At 65.1% G+C, this 18,923-nt stretch carries 16 protein-coding genes and 1 tRNA gene; 8 read left to right on the forward strand and 9 right to left on the reverse strand.

Annotated features, from left to right (window positions below):
- Positions 1-55: 55 nt before the first annotated feature.
- The 4 genes from cyoD to cyoA all read right to left on the reverse strand — a co-directional run bounded on the left by cyoD (position 56) and on the right by cyoA (position 4,308).
- Entirely contained in the window at positions 56-481 is a 426-nt protein-coding gene (gene cyoD, locus AUL36_RS18935) for a cytochrome o ubiquinol oxidase subunit IV (RefSeq protein WP_058599341.1), read from the reverse strand.
- Positions 478-1,110, reverse strand: coding sequence for a cytochrome o ubiquinol oxidase subunit III (gene cyoC / locus AUL36_RS18940; protein ID WP_062223244.1), 633 nt, complete (start codon positions 1,108-1,110; stop codon positions 478-480). Before cyoC ends, cyoD begins: the two co-directional genes overlap by 4 nt.
- Positions 1,107-3,119: a cytochrome o ubiquinol oxidase subunit I gene (gene cyoB / locus AUL36_RS18945; RefSeq protein WP_058599343.1), complete on the reverse strand. Its 2,013-nt coding sequence runs from the start codon at positions 3,117-3,119 to the stop codon at positions 1,107-1,109. The genes cyoC and cyoB overlap by 4 nt, the downstream gene beginning before the upstream one ends.
- A 64-nt stretch (positions 3,120-3,183) precedes the next feature.
- Positions 3,184-4,308 (reverse strand): ubiquinol oxidase subunit II, encoded by a 1,125-nt coding sequence (gene cyoA, locus AUL36_RS18950; RefSeq protein WP_244493449.1) that lies wholly within the window; start codon positions 4,306-4,308, stop codon positions 3,184-3,186.
- A 218-nt stretch (positions 4,309-4,526) separates the two neighbouring features.
- On the opposite strand from cyoA, the gene AUL36_RS18955 reads away from it, so the two are divergent.
- Positions 4,527-5,855 (forward strand): MFS transporter, encoded by a 1,329-nt coding sequence (locus AUL36_RS18955; RefSeq protein WP_058599345.1) that lies wholly within the window; start codon positions 4,527-4,529, stop codon positions 5,853-5,855.
- Positions 5,856-5,946: 91 nt separating this feature from the next.
- Here AUL36_RS18955 and AUL36_RS18960 read toward each other — a convergent pair whose 3' ends face one another.
- The gene (locus AUL36_RS18960) at positions 5,947-6,549 is read right to left on the reverse strand and encodes a TetR family transcriptional regulator (protein WP_058633879.1); all 603 of its coding nucleotides are present in this window, start codon (positions 6,547-6,549) and stop codon (positions 5,947-5,949) included.
- Between the two features lie 137 nt (positions 6,550-6,686).
- Here AUL36_RS18960 and AUL36_RS18965 point away from each other — a divergent pair, with 137 nt between their 5' ends.
- From AUL36_RS18965 to AUL36_RS18975, 3 genes are all read left to right on the forward strand, one after another.
- Entirely contained in the window at positions 6,687-8,081 is a 1,395-nt protein-coding gene (locus AUL36_RS18965) for an efflux RND transporter periplasmic adaptor subunit (RefSeq protein WP_062223248.1), read from the forward strand.
- A 12-nt stretch (positions 8,082-8,093) separates the two neighbouring features.
- Positions 8,094-11,228: an efflux RND transporter permease subunit gene (locus AUL36_RS18970; RefSeq protein WP_062223250.1), complete on the forward strand. Its 3,135-nt coding sequence runs from the start codon at positions 8,094-8,096 to the stop codon at positions 11,226-11,228.
- A 131-nt stretch (positions 11,229-11,359) separates the two neighbouring features.
- Entirely contained in the window at positions 11,360-12,103 is a 744-nt protein-coding gene (locus AUL36_RS18975) for a pyridoxine 5'-phosphate synthase (RefSeq protein WP_062223252.1), read from the forward strand.
- A gap of 27 nt (positions 12,104-12,130) precedes the next feature.
- Here AUL36_RS18975 and greA read toward each other — a convergent pair whose 3' ends face one another.
- Positions 12,131-12,604: a transcription elongation factor GreA gene (gene greA, locus AUL36_RS18980; protein ID WP_058599350.1), complete on the reverse strand. Its 474-nt coding sequence runs from the start codon at positions 12,602-12,604 to the stop codon at positions 12,131-12,133.
- A gap of 150 nt (positions 12,605-12,754) precedes the next feature.
- Here greA and AUL36_RS23950 point away from each other — a divergent pair, with 150 nt between their 5' ends.
- Complete coding sequence (locus tag AUL36_RS23950) at positions 12,755-12,925, forward strand: hypothetical protein (RefSeq protein ID WP_156418476.1); 171 nt, start codon at positions 12,755-12,757, stop codon at positions 12,923-12,925.
- A 60-nt stretch (positions 12,926-12,985) separates the two neighbouring features.
- Here AUL36_RS23950 and AUL36_RS18985 read toward each other — a convergent pair whose 3' ends face one another.
- A complete protein-coding gene (locus tag AUL36_RS18985; RefSeq protein ID WP_062223255.1) occupies positions 12,986-13,189 on the reverse strand; it encodes a hypothetical protein in 204 nt (67 codons plus the stop codon).
- A 133-nt stretch (positions 13,190-13,322) separates the two neighbouring features.
- On the opposite strand from AUL36_RS18985, the gene AUL36_RS18990 reads away from it, so the two are divergent.
- The 3 genes from AUL36_RS18990 (at position 13,323) to AUL36_RS19000 (ending at position 15,248) form a co-directional block, all read left to right on the forward strand.
- Positions 13,323-13,398, forward strand: a tRNA-Ile gene (locus tag AUL36_RS18990).
- Positions 13,399-13,482: 84 nt separating this feature from the next.
- Positions 13,483-14,499, forward strand: coding sequence for a hypothetical protein (locus AUL36_RS18995; protein ID WP_062223257.1), 1,017 nt, complete (start codon positions 13,483-13,485; stop codon positions 14,497-14,499).
- The gene (locus tag AUL36_RS19000) at positions 14,442-15,248 is read left to right on the forward strand and encodes a tyrosine-type recombinase/integrase (protein ID WP_062223259.1); all 807 of its coding nucleotides are present in this window, start codon (positions 14,442-14,444) and stop codon (positions 15,246-15,248) included. Before AUL36_RS18995 ends, AUL36_RS19000 begins: the two co-directional genes overlap by 58 nt.
- Positions 15,249-15,347: 99 nt before the next feature.
- Here the strand turns inward: AUL36_RS19000 and AUL36_RS19005 are convergent, their stop codons facing one another.
- Both AUL36_RS19005 and AUL36_RS19010 read right to left on the reverse strand, forming a co-directional pair.
- Entirely contained in the window at positions 15,348-16,721 is a 1,374-nt protein-coding gene (locus tag AUL36_RS19005) for a DNA cytosine methyltransferase (RefSeq protein ID WP_156418478.1), read from the reverse strand.
- A 221-nt stretch (positions 16,722-16,942) separates the two neighbouring features.
- Positions 16,943-18,796, reverse strand: a complete 1,854-nt coding sequence (locus tag AUL36_RS19010) for an ATP-binding protein (protein ID WP_192843865.1) — start codon at positions 18,794-18,796, stop codon at positions 16,943-16,945.
- Positions 18,797-18,923: the final 127 nt, after the last annotated feature.

Consider the following 18,923-nt stretch of genomic DNA (forward strand, 5'->3'; position numbering starts at 1 on the left):
GAAATCAGCGAGGCGCAGGCTGCGCCGGTCGCAGAAGACCGGGGGTCAGGACGCGTCAGCCCATGTCCTGCATCTGCATCATACCCGGCATCATGCTGGTGTTCATGTGGTACATGACCCAGAGCGAGCCTGCGAGCACGATGACGACGACAACCACGGTGAAGACCAGGGCCGTCATGGTCCAGCCGCCTTCCGACTTCCCGTTCATATGTAGGAAGTAGATCATGTGGACGACGATCTGCACCGCCGCGAAACCCATGATCACGAGGCCGGTCAGGGCGTTGTCCTGAAGCGGGTTCGCCATGACCAGCCAGAACGGAATCGCCGTCAGGATGACCGAAAGAACGAAGCCGGTGACGTAGCCGCCCATGGTGCCGTGATCATGGCCGTGGCCGTCGAGATGGCCATGGTCGTGGCTTGGCCCCTGCCCCGCGCCATCCGCCAGGGCGGCGTGTTTCGTCGAGGGGGCGTTGGCGCTCATCGAAGCACTCCCATGAGATAGACGAAGGTGAAGACACCGATCCAGATGACGTCGAGGAAGTGCCAGAACAGGCTGAGGCATGACAGGCGAAGCTGGTTCGCCGGCACTAGCCCGCGCTGATTAATCTGCACCATCAGCGTCACCAGCCAGACGAGGCCGAAGGTCACGTGCAGACCGTGCGTGCCGACCAGCGTGAAGAAAGCCGACAGGAAGGCGCTGCGCTGGGGCGTCGCGCCCTCATGGATCAGGTGCCAGAACTCGTAGAGTTCGATGCCGAGAAAGGCGAGACCGAACAGGCCGGTGATCGCCAGCCAGATCTGCACCGAGCGCACGTCGTTCTTCGCCATGGAGAGCATGGCGAAGCCGTAGGTGATCGACGACAGGAGCAGCATCGACGTGTTGAGCGCGACCAGCGGGAGGTCGAACAGGTCGCGCGGGCTCGGACCCGCCGCATAGGCGGTTCCGAGAACGGCATAGGTGGCGAAGAGGCACGCGAAGATGAGGCAGTCGCTCATCAGGTAGATCCAGAAGCCCAGCATGGTGCTGGACCCTTCGGCGTGCTCGTGCTCGTCGGCGACGTAGAAGGTCATCTCGTCGCTGCTGACACTGTGAGAACTGCTGGTGCTCATGCGCTCTTCGCCTTCACCGCCAGGAGACGTGTCCGCTCGGCTTCCGTCGCGATGACTTCACTCACCGGGATGTAGAAGCTCTTGTCGTAGTTGAACGTGTGATAGATCGAGTAGCCGACGATCCCGATGAAGGAGAAGACGGCGAGCCACCAGATGTACCAGATCATCGCGAAGCCGAAGACGACGCTGAGAGCCGCGATCACCACACCCGCTTCCGTGTTGTTGGGCATGTGGATCGGCTTGAAGCCTTCCAGCGGACGCTCATAGCCGCGCTGCTTCATCTGCCACCAAGCATCGCCGTCGTGGATCATCGGCGAGAAGGCGAAGTTGTAGCTCGGCGGCGGCGAGGACGTCGCCCATTCCAGCGTACGGCCACCCCAGGGATCGCCATCCACGTCCACCAGCTTCTCGCGATTCCTGATGCTGACGAAGATCTGCATGAGGAAGGAGGCGATGCCGATCGCGATCAGGCCTGCGCCGATGGCGGCGATGATGAACCAGATCTGCAGCGAGGGATCGTCGAACACACGCAGGCGACGCGTCACGCCCATGAGGCCGAGCACATAGAGCGGCATGAAGGCGACGTAGAAGCCGACCACCCAGAACCAGAAGCTCATCTTGCCCCAGAACTGATCGAGCTTGAAGCCGAAAGCCTTAGGGAACCAGTAGTTGATGCCGGCGAAGAGGCCGAACAGGACGCCGCCGATGATGACGTTATGGAAGTGAGCGACGAGGAAGAGCGAGTTGTGGACGATGAAGTCCACCGGCGGAACCGCCAGGAGAACGCCCGTCATGCCGCCGATCACGAAGGTGATCATGAAGGCGATGGTCCACAGCATCGGCGTTTCGAACCGGATGCGCCCGCGATACATCGTGAACAGCCAGTTGAAGATCTTCGCACCCGTCGGGATCGAAATGATCATCGTCGTGATGCCGAAGAACGAGTTCACGCTCGCGCCCGAGCCCATCGTGAAGAAGTGATGGAGCCAGACGAGATAGGCGAGGATCGTGATGACGACCGAGGCGTAGACCATCGACGTGTAGCCGAAGATGCGCTTGCCCGAGAAGGTCGAGGTGACTTCCGAGAAGATGCCGAAGGCCGGCAGGATCAGAATGTAGACCTCGGGATGGCCCCAGATCCAGATGAGGTTCACGTACATCATCGGATTGCCGCCGAGATCGTTCGTGAAGAAGTTGGTCCCGACGTAGCGGTCGAGAGACAGAAGGGCCAGAACCGCCGTCAGCACCGGGAAGGACGCCACGATCAGCACGTTGGTGCAGAGCGAGGTCCAGCAGAAGACCGGCATCTTCATGAGCGTCATGCCCGGCGCGCGCATCTTGATGATGGTCACCAGCAGGTTGACGCCCGAGAGCAGCGTGCCGACGCCGGCCACCTGGAGACCCCAGATATAGTAATCGACACCGACGCCCGGACTGTAGTTCGCGTCCGACAGCGGCGGGAAGGCCAGCCAGCCGGTCCGTGCGAACTCGCCGACGAAGAGCGAGGCCATGATCAGAACCGCGCCGCCCGCCGTCATCCAGAAGCTGAAATTGTTCAGGAAGGGGAAGGACACGTCGCGCGCGCCGATCTGCAGCGGAACGACGTAGTTCATCAGGCCCGTCACCAGCGGCATGGCGACGAAGAAGATCATGATGACACCGTGGGCGGTGAACACCTGATCGTAGTGGTGGGCATTCAGATAGCCTTCCGACCCTCCGAAGGCGATCGCCTGTTGCAGACGCATCATGATCGCGTCGGCGAAGCCGCGCAGCAGCATGACGATGCCGAGCACCATGTACATGATGCCGATCTTCTTGTGATCGACGCTCGTGAACCACTCTTTCCAGAGATAGCCCCAGAGCTTGAAATAGGTCAGCGCGCCGAGAAGCGCGATGGCGCCGAGCATCACCACGGCGAAGGTCACGACGACGATCGGCTCGTGATACGGGAAGGCTTCGAGCGTCAAGCGCCCGAAGATCATTCGTATGAGGTCTGAGTTCTCTTGCATCTCTGGCACTCGTGCGATGGCATCGTCTGGCGTCGCACCCGGCGGGGTGCGACACGGTGCTCCGTTAGTTCGTCTGGTTCAGCTGCGCCGGCGCGACGCCCGTGCCGCTATTGGGCATCTGGTGGTCGCTGTGGCCGGCCGGCGGCGTGCTGGTCCCACTCTCGTTCACCTGAGGATTCAGCTCGTCGGGCTTCATGCCCTGCGGCTGGTCCTCGCTATGCGGCAGACGGCCGCTGGCCGGGAAGGTCGCGCCCGAGGGCTCATCGCCCTGTTCGGCGCGGCGGTTATCATAGAGTAGGCGCTCGCGGTTTTCATGGCTCTCGACGCCGGCACCGCCCATCGCGTCGATATGCATCATCTCGTCGGCGCACATCTTGCCCGGCGCGACGCACTTGTTGAGGATCGCGTGGTAGAGGCCATCGGCGAAGCTCGAATAATAGTGGATCGGCTCCTTCTCGGAGGGCTTCTCCAACTCGAGGAAAAGCTCGCGGCTCAGCGGCTGCCCCTCGGCGCGCACCTTGGCGACCCACTCGTCGAAGCCCTGCTGGTTCAGCGCGTGGAACTTGAAGTTCATGTAGGAGAAACCGGCGCCGCTATAATGCGACGACATGCCCTCGTAGATGCCTTCCTTGTTCATGACGCCGTGCAGCTGCGTCTCCATGCCCGCCATCGTGTAGACCATGCCGGCCATGGACGGCACGAAGAACGCGTTCATCACGCTGGTGGACGTGAGCTTGAAATTGATCGGCGTGTTGACCGGAGCGGCCAGTTCGTTGACGGTGGCGATCCCCAGTTCGGGATAGATGAACATCCACTTCCAATCCATCGAGACGACGCGCACCTCGAGGGGCTTCATCTCCGGCGTGACCGGCTGCCCTTCGGCGATTCGCGTCAGCGGACGGTAGGGATCGAGAAGATGCGTCGCCGTCCAGGTCAGTGCTCCCAGACAGATGATGATCAGAAGCGGAGCCGACCAGATCGCCAGCTCCAGATGCGTCGAATGGTTCCACTCGGGATCGTAGGTCGCATCCTTGTTGCTTCGGCGGTAGCGCCAAGCGAAAACAAGGGTGGCGACGATCACCGGGACGATGATCAGGAGCATCAATCCGGTGGAGATGTAGAGGAGATCCCGCTTCTGAAGGGCGACATCGCCCGCCGGGTTGAGCAGGACAGCGTTACACCCCCCCATGAGGACGAGGAGCGGTGCGAGGGCTAGGAAGCGAAATCGGCTCAAGATAGCGGTCCAATCCAGCGAAATGGGGTCGCTTGCATGCTTTATCTTAGCTGCATCGCAGCAAATAGTTTATGGGGCGTTCGTTAAGCCCGCCGGAGCCTATATTCAAGGTGGAAGCCGTGAGGGAAACGCGAATGTTCCACCTTCGCGAAATGTGAGGAGCGAGATCAGAGATGAGTGCGAACAGTGCGGCGGCGGCTCCGTCCGCCTTTGAAAGGGATGCGCGCGCCGCCAACGCGCATCACGGCGAAATTCGCCCCAGCGAAATCGCGATCGGGGTGCTGATTGGCCGCACCGCCGAATTCTTCGATTTCTTCGTCTATGCGATCGCGTCCGTGCTCGTGTTTCCGGCGGTGGTCTTCTCCTTCGCCGATCCCGTCACCGGCACCTATTATGCCTTTGCACTCCTGGCCCTAGCCTTCGTGGTGCGCCCGATCGGCACCGCCTTCTTCACGTGGATGCACCGGCGCTATGGCGACGCGGCCAAGCTCACCACCGCGCTCTTCCTCCTTGGCTGCTCCACGATCGTCATCGGCTTCCTGCCGGCCTATGCCAGCGTCGGCACCGCCTCCGTCGTCACGCTGATCGTGCTGCGCGTGGGCCAAGGCTTGGCGCTTGGCGGCACGTGGGACGGTCTCGCGCCGCTTCTCGCCGTCTCCGTCCCCGAGAACAAGCGGGGCTGGTATGCGATGCTGCCGCAGCTCGGCGCGCCGCTCGGCCTGCTCGTCGCCAGCGCGCTCTATTATTTCCTGATCACCAACCTGACTCAGGACGACTTCCTCGGCTGGGGCTGGCGCTATCCGTTCTTCGTGGCTTTCGCGGTTAACGTCGTGGCGCTCTTCGCGCGCCTGCGCATCGTCGTCACCGAGAACTATCGCGAGATGTTCGAGCGCGGCGAGTTGCACCCCTCGCCCGTGCGCCAGACCATCGCGCGCAACGGACGCAATATCGTGATCGGCGCCTTCGTGCCGCTGGCGAGCTTCGCGCTGTTCCACATGGTCACGGTGTTTCCGCTGTCCTGGATTCATCTCAATAACGAACCCGTCTCGCGCTTCCTCCTGATCGAGATCATCGCAACGGTCTTCGGCGTCGTGGCTCACATCGCCTCCGGCCCGCTGGCCGACCATTACGGCCGCCGCCGCGTTCTGGGCGTTTGCGCCGGCGCGATCGCCTTCTATAGCTGCCTGGCGCCGCTGCTCCTGAACGGCGGCACGATCGGCGAGACGATCTACATGATCATCGGCTCGGTGATTCTGGGTATCTCCTTCGGCCAGTGCTCCGGCGCTCTGGCGGCGAACTTCCCGCGTTCGCAGCGCTACACCGGCTCGGCTCTCACGTCCGACCTCGCCTGGCTGTTCGGTGCCGGCTTCGCGCCTCTGGCCGCTCTGGCCATCGCCCAGAATCTCGGCCTCGTCTTCTCCGGCGCCTATCTCCTGTCGGGCGCCGTGGTCACGCTGCTGGCGCTGCTCGTCAACCGCCGTCTCGCCGCCAGCGCGCTCTGAGACGACGACCAACGCAAAGTCCATGAAAAAGCCGGGGGCACTCGCCTCCGGCTTTTTTCGTTCCCGTTCCTGATGGTCGAAGCCCCCTCCCCTACGCCGGTGTGGGCGGCGCGCGGAAGGAATCGAACAGGCTGTCCACCATGCGCCGACCAACGGCAACGAGATCGAAGCCGAAGCCCGATCTCAGCCATTGGTTGATGAGACCCGCCATGCCGCAATGGAGTGTGGTCGTCGCCGAATCGGGCGTCCAGTCCTCAGCCATGAGCCCGCGGCGCGAAGCCTCCTGGAAGGCGAAGCGAATCGTGCCGAGCATCTCCTCGTCCGCATCGCGCATTCGCACCAGCATCTCCTCCATTTCCGCCACATATTCGCAGCGCAGGAGCATGATCGTCAGGATCTTCTGAGTCCGCGTGTTGAGGCTGATGAACTCCAGCGCCTCGATCGCATTGGCGCGAATGCGATCCAACGGATCGGCAGCCGCCATGAGTTCGTCCAACCCCACGAAACATTCCTGCGGCAGCCGGCCGCGCTCCAGCATCGCTTCGAACAGCGCGTTTTTATTGGCGAAATGGAAATAGATCGCCCCGCGCGTGACGCTCGCGGCCTGCGCGATCATGGCAAGCGTGGTGCGCGAGACGCCGTTCTCGAAGAAGGTCAGTTCCGCAGCGTCGAGGATCGCGGACCGCGTTTCCATCGCCTCGTTCTTCGTCCGCCTCATATTACGCCTGCCTTGCCGTTCTCTTGTTTAGTGTCATACATGCATGTATGTTGCACAGCAATATTCGGGGGTGCCGCATTCGCGTGGGGCGAGGCGGCGAACAGAGCGGTTCCATGAGATTTCCAGCACGTTCCTTTTACGCAGCGACAGCCCTTGGCCTTCTCGTCCTCGCGGGTTGCCAAGGCGAATCCAAGACGGCCGCGGCGCAAGGGGCTGGCGGCGGCGCGCCGCCGCCGACGCCGGTCGGCATCGTCGAGGTCCAGCCCGAAGCCATTCCGGTGACCTCCGAACTGCCTGGCCGAATCGCCTCGACCCGCATTGCCGAGGTTCGGCCGCGCGTCGGCGGCATCGTGATCCAGCGCGTGTTCGAGCAGGGATCGGACGTACAGGAAGGCGATCCGCTGTTCCAGATCGACCCGGCCATGTTCCAGGTCGCAGTCGAATCGGCGCAGGCCGGCGTCGCGCGCGCCGAGGCCGTGCTGACGCAGGCGCGGCAGGACGCCCAGCGCACGCAGGAACTCGTCTCGCGCAACACGGTCGGCTCCGCCAATCTGGAAACCGCGATCGCGACCCAGAAGCAGGCGGAAGCCGATCTTGCCTCCGCTCGGGCGCAGTTGCGCTCCGCCCAGATCAATCTCGATTACGCCACGGTTCGCGCGCCGATTTCCGGCCGCATCGGCCGCGCTATCGTCACCGAGGGCGCGCTGGTCGGCACCACCGACACGACCGCCATGGCAACGATCCAGCAGCTCGACCCCGTTTACGCCGATATCCAGCAGCCCGTGTCGCAGCTTCTGCGCCTGCGCGAAGCGCTGCGCACGGGGAAGTTGACCAAGCTGGAGGAGAATGTCGCGCAGGTTCGCCTGCGGCTCGACGATGGCAGCGACTATCCCTACCCCGGACGCCTTCTCTTCTCTGAAGCCACCGTCGAGGAAACCAGCGGTCAGGTCACGCTGCGCGCCGAGTTCCCGAACCCGGAGGACACGCTCCTGCCCGGCCTTTATGTCCGCGTGACGGTCGATCAGGGCATCGACGCCAAGGCGCTCGCAGTTCCCAACCAAGCCATTCAGCGCGACACGGCGGGCCAGGCCTTTCTCTATCTCGTGAACGGCAATTCCACGGTCGAGCAGCGCAATGTCACCGTGGTTCGCGTCGTCGGCAATCGCTCCGTCATCTCTCAGGGGCTGGCGCCCGGCGACAAGGTGATCGCGGACGGGTTCCAGAAGATCGGCCCCGGCGCGCCCGTCGCGCCCGCGCCCTGGACGCCGGTCGGCGCGGCGGCCGACGCGCTCACGAAGGATGGCGGCCAATCGGGTGCGGTCGGCGCAGGCACGCAGAAGCCCGAGGCCGAGCCGACCGGCGGGGCCGCCGAACCGCAGGCCCAGCGGGCGACGCCAGCCCCCGGCTCGGACGCCGCCGCGTCCGGCACGACCAATCCCGCCCCGCAGGATGCGGGCAGCCAGAAGGCCACCGCGCCCGCTGGCGATGCGCCCAAGTCCGCGCGTTAAGGATCGACCGACATGCCTCAATTCTTCATCGATCGACCCATTTTCGCATGGGTGATCGCGATCTTCATCGTGCTGGCAGGCGTCATCTCCCTGCCGTCGCTGCCGATCGCGCAATATCCCAATGTCGCGCCGCCTCAGCTTACCATCTCGACCGCCTTCCCCGGCGCATCGCCCGAGGACCTGTATCAGCAGGTCACGCGGCCGATCGAGGAGGAACTGAACGGCATTCAGGGTCTGCTCTATTTCGAGAGCACCAGCGACGCCACCGGCGCGGTGCAGATCACCGTGACCTTCTCGGCCGGCACCGAAATCGCCCAGGCGGTCGTGGACACACAGAACCGCTTGCGGCGCGTGGAATCCTCCCTGCCCCAGCAGGTGACGCAACAGGGCGTTCTGGTCGAGGAAGCCGGTTCCAGCTTCCTGATGGTCGTCTCGCTCGTCGGCGACGACAAGTCGACGCTCGATGCCGTGGGCCTCGGCGACTACATCACGCGCAACGTCATCAACGAGGTTCGCCGCGTGCCCGGCATCGGGCGCGCACAGCTATTTGCCTCCGAGCGCGCCATGCGCGTCTGGATCGACCCCGACCGTCTCGTCGGCCTCAATCTGGCGGTCTCCGATGTCACGGGCGCCATCGCGCAGCAGAACGCACAGGTCGCGGCCGGCTCCATCGGCGCCAATCCCAACCCGGTCAGCCAGCAGATCCAGGCGACGATCCTGGTCAAGGGCCAGTTGCAGACGCCCGAAGAGTTCGGCGCCATCGTGCTGCGCGCCAATCCCGATGGTTCGTTGGTGCGCCTGTCCGATGTCGCGCGGGTCGAGATCGACGCCGAGAGCTACAATTTCAACACGTTCCTGAATGGGCGTCCGAGCGCGGCCATCGGCATCCAGCTTTCGCCCACGGGTAATGCGCTGGATGCGGCCAAGGGCGTTCGCCAAGTCATGGAGCGTCTGGCTCCGCTCTTCCCGCAAGGGGTGAGCTACCAGATCCCCTATGACACGACGCCCTTCGTCTCGGCCTCGATCGAGAAGGTCATCCACACGCTGCTGGAAGCGGTGGCGCTGGTCTTCGTGGTGATGTTCGTGTTCCTGCAGAACATCCGATACACCGTCATCCCGACGCTGGTCGTGCCGATCGCGCTGGCCGGCACGCTCGCCGTCATGCTGGCCGCCGGCTTCTCGATCAACGTACTCACCATGTTCGCCATGGTTCTGGCGATCGGCATTCTGGTCGATGACGCGATCGTCGTGGTCGAGAATGTCGAGCGCATCATGGCGAGCGAGGGTCTGTCGCCCAAGGAGGCCGCCAAGAAGGCGATGGGGCAGATCACCGGCGCGATCATCGGCATCACGCTGGCGCTTTGCGCGGTGTTCATTCCGCTGGCCTTCTTTCCCGGCTCGGTCGGCGTCATCTATCGCCAGTTCTCGCTGACGATGGTGACCTCCATCCTCTTCTCGGCCTTCCTCGCCCTCTCGCTGACGCCCGCGCTTTGCGGCAGCTTCCTGAAGCCGGTGAAGGCGGGGCATCATCACGAGAAGCGCGGCGTCTTCGGCTGGTTCAACCGCGGCTTCGACCGGACCTCGCGCTCGTATTCGCGTGGCATCGGCTTCCTGATCGGGCGCACCAAGCGCTTCATGGTGATCTATCTCGCGCTTCTGGCGGGCCTCGGCTGGTTCTACATTCAGATCCCCTCGGCCTTCCTACCGCAGGAAGACCAGGGCTTCCTGATCGCGAACTTCCAGGGACCGGCGGGCGCGACCAGCAACCGTCTACGCGAGGTCACGTCGCAAGCCGAGGCGTTCATCCTCGAACAGAAGCCGGTCGAGAGCATGATCACGATCCAGGGCTTCTCCTTCTCCGGCCAGGGCGCGAATGCGGGCCTTGCCTTCGTCACGCTGAAGGACTGGAGCGAGCGCGGCCCCGGCGAGGATGCGGGAACGCTGTCCAAGATCATTTCGGGTCGTCTCATCCAGTTCCGGGATGCGATCGCCTTCGCCCTTTCGCCCCCGCCCATTCAGGGTCTCGGCAACACGGGCGGCTTCGCCTTCCGTCTGCAGGACCGCGCCAATCAGGGCACCCCTGCGCTTCTGGCGGCGCGTGACCAGCTGGTCGCGGAAGCTGGCAAGAGCCCGATTCTAGGTCGGATCAACTTCGAGGGCCTGCCGCCCGGCCCGCAGATCGAACTCGATATCGACCGCGAGAAGGCCAACGCCTTCGGTGTCACCTTCACCGACATCAACCAGACGATCTCGGCGGCGCTCGGCTCGTCCTATATCAACGACTTCCCGAATGGCGGGCGGATGCAGCGCGTTATCATTCAGGCCGAGGAGCGCTCGCGGATGCGGGCCGAGGAGGTTCTGCGCCTCAATGTCCGCAACAATCAGGGCGGCATGGTGCCTCTCTCGGCCTTCGCGGATGCGCGCTGGACGCTCGGCTCCTCGCAGCTCGTCGGCTATAACGGCTATCCCTCGATCCGCCTTTCGGGCGATGCCCAGCCCGGCTACTCCTCGGGCGATGCGATCGCGGAGATGGAGCGACTGGCCCGCCAGCTTCCCTCCGGCTTCTCGTTCGAATGGACGGGGCAGTCCCTGCAGGAGATCGAGTCCGGCAATCAGGCGCCCTTCCTGATCGGTCTGGCCGTGCTCTTCGTCTTCCTGTGCTTGGCTGCGCTCTACGAGAGCTGGTCGATCCCCTTCTCGGTCATGCTGGTCGTGCCGCTCGGCGTCATCGGCTGTGTCGCCGCCGTGATGCTGCGCGGCCTGTCGAACGACGTGTACTTCACAGTCGGCATCATCACGATCGTCGGCCTGTCGGCCAAGAACGCGATTCTGATCGTGGAAGTCGCCAAGGATCTGATGGCAGAGGGGATGAGTCTGCGGGACGCGACGATCGAAGCCGCGCATCTTCGCTTCCGGCCGATCCTCATGACCTCGCTCGCCTTCACCATGGGTGTCCTCCCCATGGCGATCGCGACCGGTGCCAGCGCCGCCAGCCAGAACGCCATCGGCACGACGGTGATCGGCGGCATGATCTCGGCGACCATCCTCGCCGTTTTCTTCGTGCCGATCTTCTTCGTCTTCGTGTTGAAGCTGACGGGCCAGGGCAAGGCCAAGCCGGCGGACGAGGCATCGAAGCCGGCGCACTGAGCCTTCGGCCAGACTTGAACAACGCCTCGGTGGCCTGTGCCGCCGGGGCGTTGTCCCATTCAGGGCGTTGACATGGCGAGCGGCCGGGTTCATCCCGCAGGCGAGCTTGGCTGGCAGGAGGCCGTCCGCCGATGACCGCGACCCTTTCCGTAAATCTCAATGCGATCGCCATGCTGCGCAATCGCCGCGACCTGCCTTGGCCTGACGTTATCCATTTCGGGCGCATCGCCCTTCAGAACGGGGCGTCCGGGCTGACGGTCCATCCCAGGCCCGACCAGCGGCATGTTCGCTTTTCCGACGTGCCGGCTCTGCGCGATCTGATCGACCGCGAATTTCCGTCCGCCGAATTCAATATCGAAGGCTATCCGAGCGACCATTTCCTCCAGCTCTGCGAGGACGCACGCGCCGATCAGGTCACGCTCGTGCCCGACGATCCGACGCAGGCGACCTCGGACCATGGCTGGGATTTCGCCGCCGAGGCGGAGCGTCTGGTGGGGATCGTCGCCCGGCTGAAAGCGCGCGGCATTCGCGTGTCGCTGTTTGCCGACCCCTCGCCGGTCGGGCTGAATATCGCCCGGCGCGTCGGCGCCGATCGTGTCGAGTTCTATACAGGCCCCTATGGCGCCACACATTCCGATGCGGTGGCGGCACAGCGCGAATTAGCGCATTTGAAAGATGCGGGCGATACCGCTGCGCGCGAGGGGCTGGAGGTGAATGCCGGCCACGATCTCACGATCGACAATCTGCCGGCGCTCTGCCAAGCCATTCCCGCGCTCAAGGAAGTCTCGATCGGCCACGCCTTCACGGCCGATGCGCTGGAGCATGGGTTCGCGGAAACGACGCGCCGCTTCATTCGGGCGCTTCAACCGGCCTGACGCCGGTTTCCAAGGTCACGGCCCGCCTCAATCGGCGGGTCGGATTTCCGTGATCTCGGCCTCGGCGGGCCCGACCTTCACAACATCGCCGACTTCCTTGCCGGCAATCGCCTTGGCGAGCGGCGAGACATAGGACAAAAGTCCTTCGTTTGGATCGGCCTCATCGATGCCGACGATGCGAAAGGTCTGCTGCCGTCCGTCATCGCGTTCGATCGTCACTTCCGATCCGAAATGCACGCTGTCACTTGCCTCCGGCGGGGCGATCAGTTCGGCACTCATGCGCCGCGCGCGCCAATAGCGCAGGTCGCGATGGATGGCGGCATAGGCGATCTTGTCATCGACGTCCCGAGCTTCCAGAAGCTTGGCTTCGAGCTCGGCGACCTGCGTTTCGATCTGCTGGAGGCCGCGCGCCGTCACGAAGTTCGGATCGGTTCCGAGTTCGCGGTCGGGCAGCGTCTCGACCTGATTCTCGTTGGGTTCCTTGACGAAGGCGACACTCACGGCACAACTCCTCTTTCCATCCTTATATAGGAATGCCGCCCGCGATGAGAACGCCGCGCCTAAAGGGCGAATGCTGATGCGTCTATCCACAGGGCCGAAGGGCACCAAACGCCGCGCCTTATCGTTGTGTCGAAAACAGGAGGCGCGAGCATGAGCAACACACCGATTGACGAGGGCGCGACACCCGATCTGGCGGCCGAAGAGCTGGCCGGCAAGCACGGCATCTCCATCGAAGAGGCCAAGCGTCTGATCGCCCGCGAAGGCACCGATCGCGCAACGCTCGACGGGGCCGCCGAAACCGAAAAATCCAAAGCGGATTGAACCGCAAAGGCGGGGTGCGCGGCAGCCCCGCCTTTCTCGTTCCTCACTCGAGCCTTCGGATCAACGCACCCCGGCGCGCTCGATTGAACCGCCTCCGCCGCCTTCCTCCGGGTCCTTCTCGATCGGCGCATTCCCCTCCCCCGGCTCCCTGATATCGTCGGGAGACGTTTGGTCGTCCTGAGTAAAAGGCGGATCGATATTCGGCACCGAATCCGGCGGCGGCGATTTCGTCGGGTCGATGATATTGGGTTCGATCTGAGACATGTTCACTCCCTTGCCTGTCGAGAAGAGAACGAAAGCCTCGCCAGAAGTTTCCCGATTTCTCGTCCGCATCGCCCGCCCCCCTACAAGTCCGCTTGAGATGACGAAGCGTTTGCGCTAGGGCTCGCATAGGGTGGGGCCTGTAGCTCAATGGTTAGAGCCGGCGGCTCATAACCGCTTGGTTGCAGGTTCGAGTCCTGCCGGGCCCACCACTAACCCAGGCCATTGTTTCGACGTAGCGTTTTCTAGGGCCCTTCGCCTTCCGTACACCTCCGCGTACACACGGGACGCGGCGCATGTACCTCTGGCGACGGCCGGGCGGCTTCACCTTCCAGCTTCGAATCCCTTCCGGGTTCCGTGAATCCTTCGGGCGAACGCCCCTGCGCGCTCGGCTTGGCCCAGTCGCGGCAACGGAAGCGCAACGCCGGGCCGCTATCCTCGCCGGTCATTGCCATGGCCTGATGCTGGACCCGACCATGACTCGACCGACGCTCGACAAGAGCCTCGCCGCCCTTGCCGCGGAACTCCGCGACCTTGACCGCGCAAGCCGATGGGCGGCCCTCAAGGCGTCGTCCGCCGCTTCGCAGGCCGCCGACAAGGCCATGCACGACGACCCGGCCTACGAGCTCGCCGCGCACTTTCGGACGGAAGCGGCGGCGCATCGTGCCCGCAAGGTCGCTCTCGAGTCGATCCGGTCTCGCCTCGAATCGCTCAGTGCCGTGCTGGACCGCGACGACGTAGCTTGGTCAGCGGAGCGTGCTACGTACCGCGAGACGCTGGCGGACCTCCATGCCGTCGAACGCCGCGAGGCTGCGCCCGCTTCCGTTCCCCCGGCCCCCGAACCTGCCCCGCCGCCGGCTCCCGAGGGACCCACCGCCGACTCCCTGCTCAGCGTCGTCGCGGCCCCGATCGTGAAGGCCCGGCGTGACGCGCTCGACCAAGGTGGCACCTCCGCCAGCCGTTACGGCGAGCGCGTGCAGCAGGCGCTCGCCGCCTTCCTCGAGATCGTCGGCGACAAGCCGCTGCGGGCATACCTTCCCGCCGACGTGCAGGAGTTCGCGAACGTCCTCGGACGCTTGCCAGCGAACCGGCACAAGCTGAAGGCGTTCGCGGGACTGACGGCCCGGAAGGCGGCCGACGCGAACGACAGGCTGCCGCCCGACCAGCGCCGCCCCCCCTGTCCTCGTCTGCGGTCAAGGGGTACGTGTCGGACTTCCTCCCCACTTGGCGCGCCGTTGCCGCCACGGTGCCCGGCGTGCGCGACCTCGGCGCCGTCAAGGTCACCGCGCCACGAGCGGCGGCCCCTTCCGTGACCCGAGAGGGTCTGTCCGTCGAGGCCTTGAACCTATGGCTGGCCGATGCCGCGACCTACGCGGACCCGCATGTGCGCTGGCTGCCGCTGATCGGCCTGCTGACAGGCATGCGGCTGGCCGAGATCGTCTTCCTACAGGGGCGCGACATCTGCCTGGTCGACGGGAACCTGGTGATCGACCTACGCTCGCCCGTCCTTGTCGGCGGCATCGAAAAGCCGCGCCCATTGAAGACCCCGACCTCCCGTCGTCTCGTCGCCCTGCATCCGATCCTTCAAGAGGTCGGATTCGTCGCGTGGGCCCAGGGCATTGAGGGTTTTCTATTCCCCGAGTTCCACGACTCGAAGGACCCAGCGCAGACTGCCCAGAAGCGCATGGGACATTGGATGACGCGGCTCGGCATTCGCAAGCGCCAGAAGCAGGTGTTCCACTCCCTCCGCCACAACACCAAGGCCTGGCTTCGACCGCACGTCGGCGACCGAACGGCCGACTTTCAATGCGGTCACGCTCCCAAGACGACCGGGGACAAGTACGGCTTCCGGACCCTGACAGCCGACGAGGTGGAGGCGATCGAGCGTGCGCCACTTCCTCGCGGCGTAGAAATCTCGCCGTATCGCGAGGCGCCGTCGCGTCCGTTGCCAAAGGCCAAGCAGACCAGACCGAAGCCCCGGTTTCGCAATGTCCCCGACCTTGCCGAACTCCGCGCTCGGGCACCCGCCAAGACCAAGCGCGGGCGGCGAGCGTCGGCGTAGCCGGCGCGACCCGCCCGAACCCGGCAACGCCCCCCGCGAGGGGCGTGAACCCTTCCCCTCCGGGGAGGGGTGGAGCCGGTCCGAAGGACCGGGAGGGGGTCAGGCCGCCCGCCGAACGTCCGCCATCTCCTCCGCGGGGACAACCTCCGCCCGTCTCGCGCGCCTCGACTCAGGCGGCGGCAGCGCCCGCCATTCGGCGTGCAGCCGCAGCGCCGCGCGCAGGTCCGACCGCACCCCCGTCGAGAGGGCCGCGAAACCTTCCGCCGCCTCCAGCGCCGCGATATCCGCCGCGAGGTCCGCAATGATTCGCCCCCCGAGCAGGCGCCGCGCGCGGCCGAGTTGCGCCCGCCTGTTGCGCAGCACCTGCCCGACGACCACCCCGCGCGAGCGGAGCCAGGCAGAGAACCCCGGCTCGACGGCCGGCACGCTCTCGCCGCGGTCGCGGGCGAGGATCGCGCGTCCGATCGCCTCGCCGAGCGCAGACGGCACCGCGTTGGCGATCATCTGATCGACGTTCCGTAGTCGGCCCGCAGGGGACCAGTCCCAGCCCGCCGGGAACCCCTGCAAACGCGAGGCCTGTTCCCGTGTCAGGCACGGGACCTCCGCGACCGGCAGGACATCGCCACGGTGTGGGGCAGACAGGTAGCGCGGCCCCGGACGCTCCGCCGACGTGCGGACGATCGCGAGGCACGGCTCGTCCACCGAACGGACACCGCGTCCGCCCCCAAAGGGCCTCACGTACACCGCCCCCGCCCTCAGGAGGGCCGCGTCCGAGTCGATCAGCACGGCCCCTGTCGGCATTGGCCGCCGAGAGGATTCGCGGATCGTCGGCCCCGGCGCATCCACGCTCCACAAACGCCGCTTGCCCGACACCCGAGGATGCGCGTGGACGACCTCCGCCACCTCACCGCCGAGCACGTCGCGGATGGTGGTCGGCCGTGCGCTCGCCGCGTCGCGGATCGCGGACGCGAAGAACCCGTCCGCCTCGCCGAGCCGTCCCACCACGATCAGACGTCGGCGCGACTGCCCGACCCCATACCGCGAGGCATCCACGACCGTCTCCGTCAGTCCGTAGCCGGCCCGCGTCAGGAGTTCGCGGGCAGCCGCCCAAGCGGCCGAATCCTTGGCCCGGGGGACGTTCTCGAGGAGCAGCCAGCGCGGCCGCGCGACAACCACGACCATGGCAAAGGCGACCATGAGGGATGCGCGCTCGCCTTCGACGCGAGGGCCGGCCGCCGAGAAGTCCTGGCAGGGCGGCCCGCCTGCGATCAGATCGGGCCGCAGCGCCGCCACGGCGGGCGCGACGACCATCAGGTCGGACAGGTCCGCCACCTCGGCTGCCTCGCCGAGGTTCGCACGGTACACGGCGACCGCTTCCGGCCAGACATCCAGCGCGCGGACCACCTCGCATCCGGCCCGGCCCAGCCCGAGCGAGAGTCCGCCCGCCCCACAGAATAGCTCGACCGTCCGCATGCCCACTCCGTGATGCGAAATCTCGTTACGGTCGTAGGCAACGAAATCCGCTCGGGGCTTGCGGCCGGTCGATCCGCCCACCCCGCGTTGACCACAGGGCTACGGCGCACCTTCGGCGCTTCGGAGGGCGCGGCGCGGCTCCGCCCTGCTGACGGCCCCTTCTGGGGCTGGACAACGCGGGATGGCCTGCCGCCGCGTGCGGCATATGCCCGATGTTTAGATCAAGCGTCCGCCCGCTCGCGGATCGCGACAAGCCATCCGAGGATTTCCGAGTTCGTATCGACCGCCTTCAGTTGGACCAGCGTCATTGCCGCGGCAGCCTCTTGGTTCAAGCGGTACTTCGCGCGCGATGCCTTTCTCGACTGCTTCTCTGGGTCCAGCGTCCCCCATGGGTTCGGCGACGCGCTCGCAGCATGGACATGCTCGGCCACCAACGTTGGCACGTTGCACCAGTCGGTGAAGGCAGGGCATCCTCCGAAGGTATCCGTTACGCAGTCGGGGTGCAGGTAGTTCTCCATCTCGCGCCGAACGGTCAGGAAGGCGATGTCCCGTCCCTGCCGAGCGTTCACCGCGTCCACATGCGCGCGGTACGGCGGGTTCTGCTGGTCGTCTCGGTCGTAGATATGGACCTCCGTAAGCTCGGCATGCCGGAGGTACTGGTTGTTCACCCAGTGCTTGAGGTTCCCGCCGCCGGTCGGGACGAAGACCACACGGTGGTCATTCTCTAGGTCGATCAGGCCTGCATCCTCGGTGCGGTAGAGATGCCCCACGACGGTGAGGAAGGTCACGTCGTGGGGTCCCTCGACGTAGACCGCGACGCGAGCTCGACGATCCGGCAGCACGCCGAGCGCTTCGGCGGTCTCACGGTACACGTCGTCGTCCCCGACGCGAAGGCGTGGGTGCCCGGCCGCGTCGCGCTTGACGAGCCGGATCGCATCGACCGGCACCATCGCGGCCACCGCCGGGACGTGCGTCGTGATCAGCACCTGCGTGCTTGGGTCCTCGCCAAGGGCGAGAAGGGCTTTGATCAGCATGATCTGGTTGTCAGGGTGCTGCGAGCTTTCCGGCTCCTCGAGGGCATAGATGACGTTCCTCCCTCCCTCAGCCTCCCGGCGACGCTCCGCTTCAGCACGGAAGAAGTTCAGGAGGATTAGGCGGCGGACGCCGCTTCCGCGCTTGTTGATCGGGATCTGGTGGTCGCCAGTCAGGCTCAGCTTGAACCCGTCCCACTTCGGTTCGGCCTTGAACGTCGGCGTCAGTTGCCCGGCGAGGGCGGGGTCCATCTCGCGCAGCTTCGCAAGGGTCCGCTCGGCCACCTCCATGACGCTCGCCTGAACCTTGGTCTTGATGGCTTCCAGTTCGGCCTCGACCTGCTTTACCGCGAGCGCCATCGCGGCCTTCATTGGGTCGGACACCTCGCGGTCGTCGTCACGGCTGGGACGATCCGACTGGAACAGGGCGAAGGCCGGCAGGTGCTTCTCCAACAGCTCCCAGACCTTTTTGCCGTCGTCGGCCGCCAGCGGGATCAAGGTCTCCTCGCGGGCGCCGTCATCCACCGCACCGCGAATGGCGTTGCGAAGAGCGGTGTTCGATCGAAAGTCTACCGCGTTTCCCTTCTCGATCTCGAGTTCCGTCGCCCGTGCCTTCAGGTCCGTGTTCTTCAGCTTCAGCAGGTCCCGGAGCTTGTCATGGGTCGGGTGGCTCGCGCGCGCGAACACCGCCTCCTTGACCGTCTTTCCAGAGCAGTCGAACTGCTTCACGATCTCCAGCCGCCCGTCGCGGTTCAACAGGAACTCCGCCTCCAACGTCGTGGAGGACCCGACATCGATCGTGAGCTCTGTCGGGTGGTTGTCGAACACGCACCCGATCTCGATGATCTTGTCGGCCCCATGAACGCACGGGTCGTCCTGGTCGAGCTTGATGAGTTGGTGGTTGAAGAAGACCTCCAGCGCTTCGAGGAGAGTGCTCTTCCCCACGTCGTTCCTGCCGATCACCGCGGTGAAGTTCCCGAAGCCGATCGTCACCGGCTCTCGGTAGGAGCGGAAGTTGCAGATGCTCGCCGACAGAAGCTTCATGGTTACCCCCAGGTTGTAGGAGACCGTAGCAGGCATCGGCCGATTCGGTAGCCGGAGGAATGTCGCGCCTTCCGGAAACCCCCTGCGCCTTGCCGATCCAGCGCAAGAGGATTGTGAAAGGCCCAAC

The sequence above is a fragment of the Aureimonas sp. D3 genome (genome assembly GCF_001463805.1).
Taxonomy (GTDB): domain Bacteria; phylum Pseudomonadota; class Alphaproteobacteria; order Rhizobiales; family Rhizobiaceae; genus Aureimonas; species Aureimonas ureilytica_A.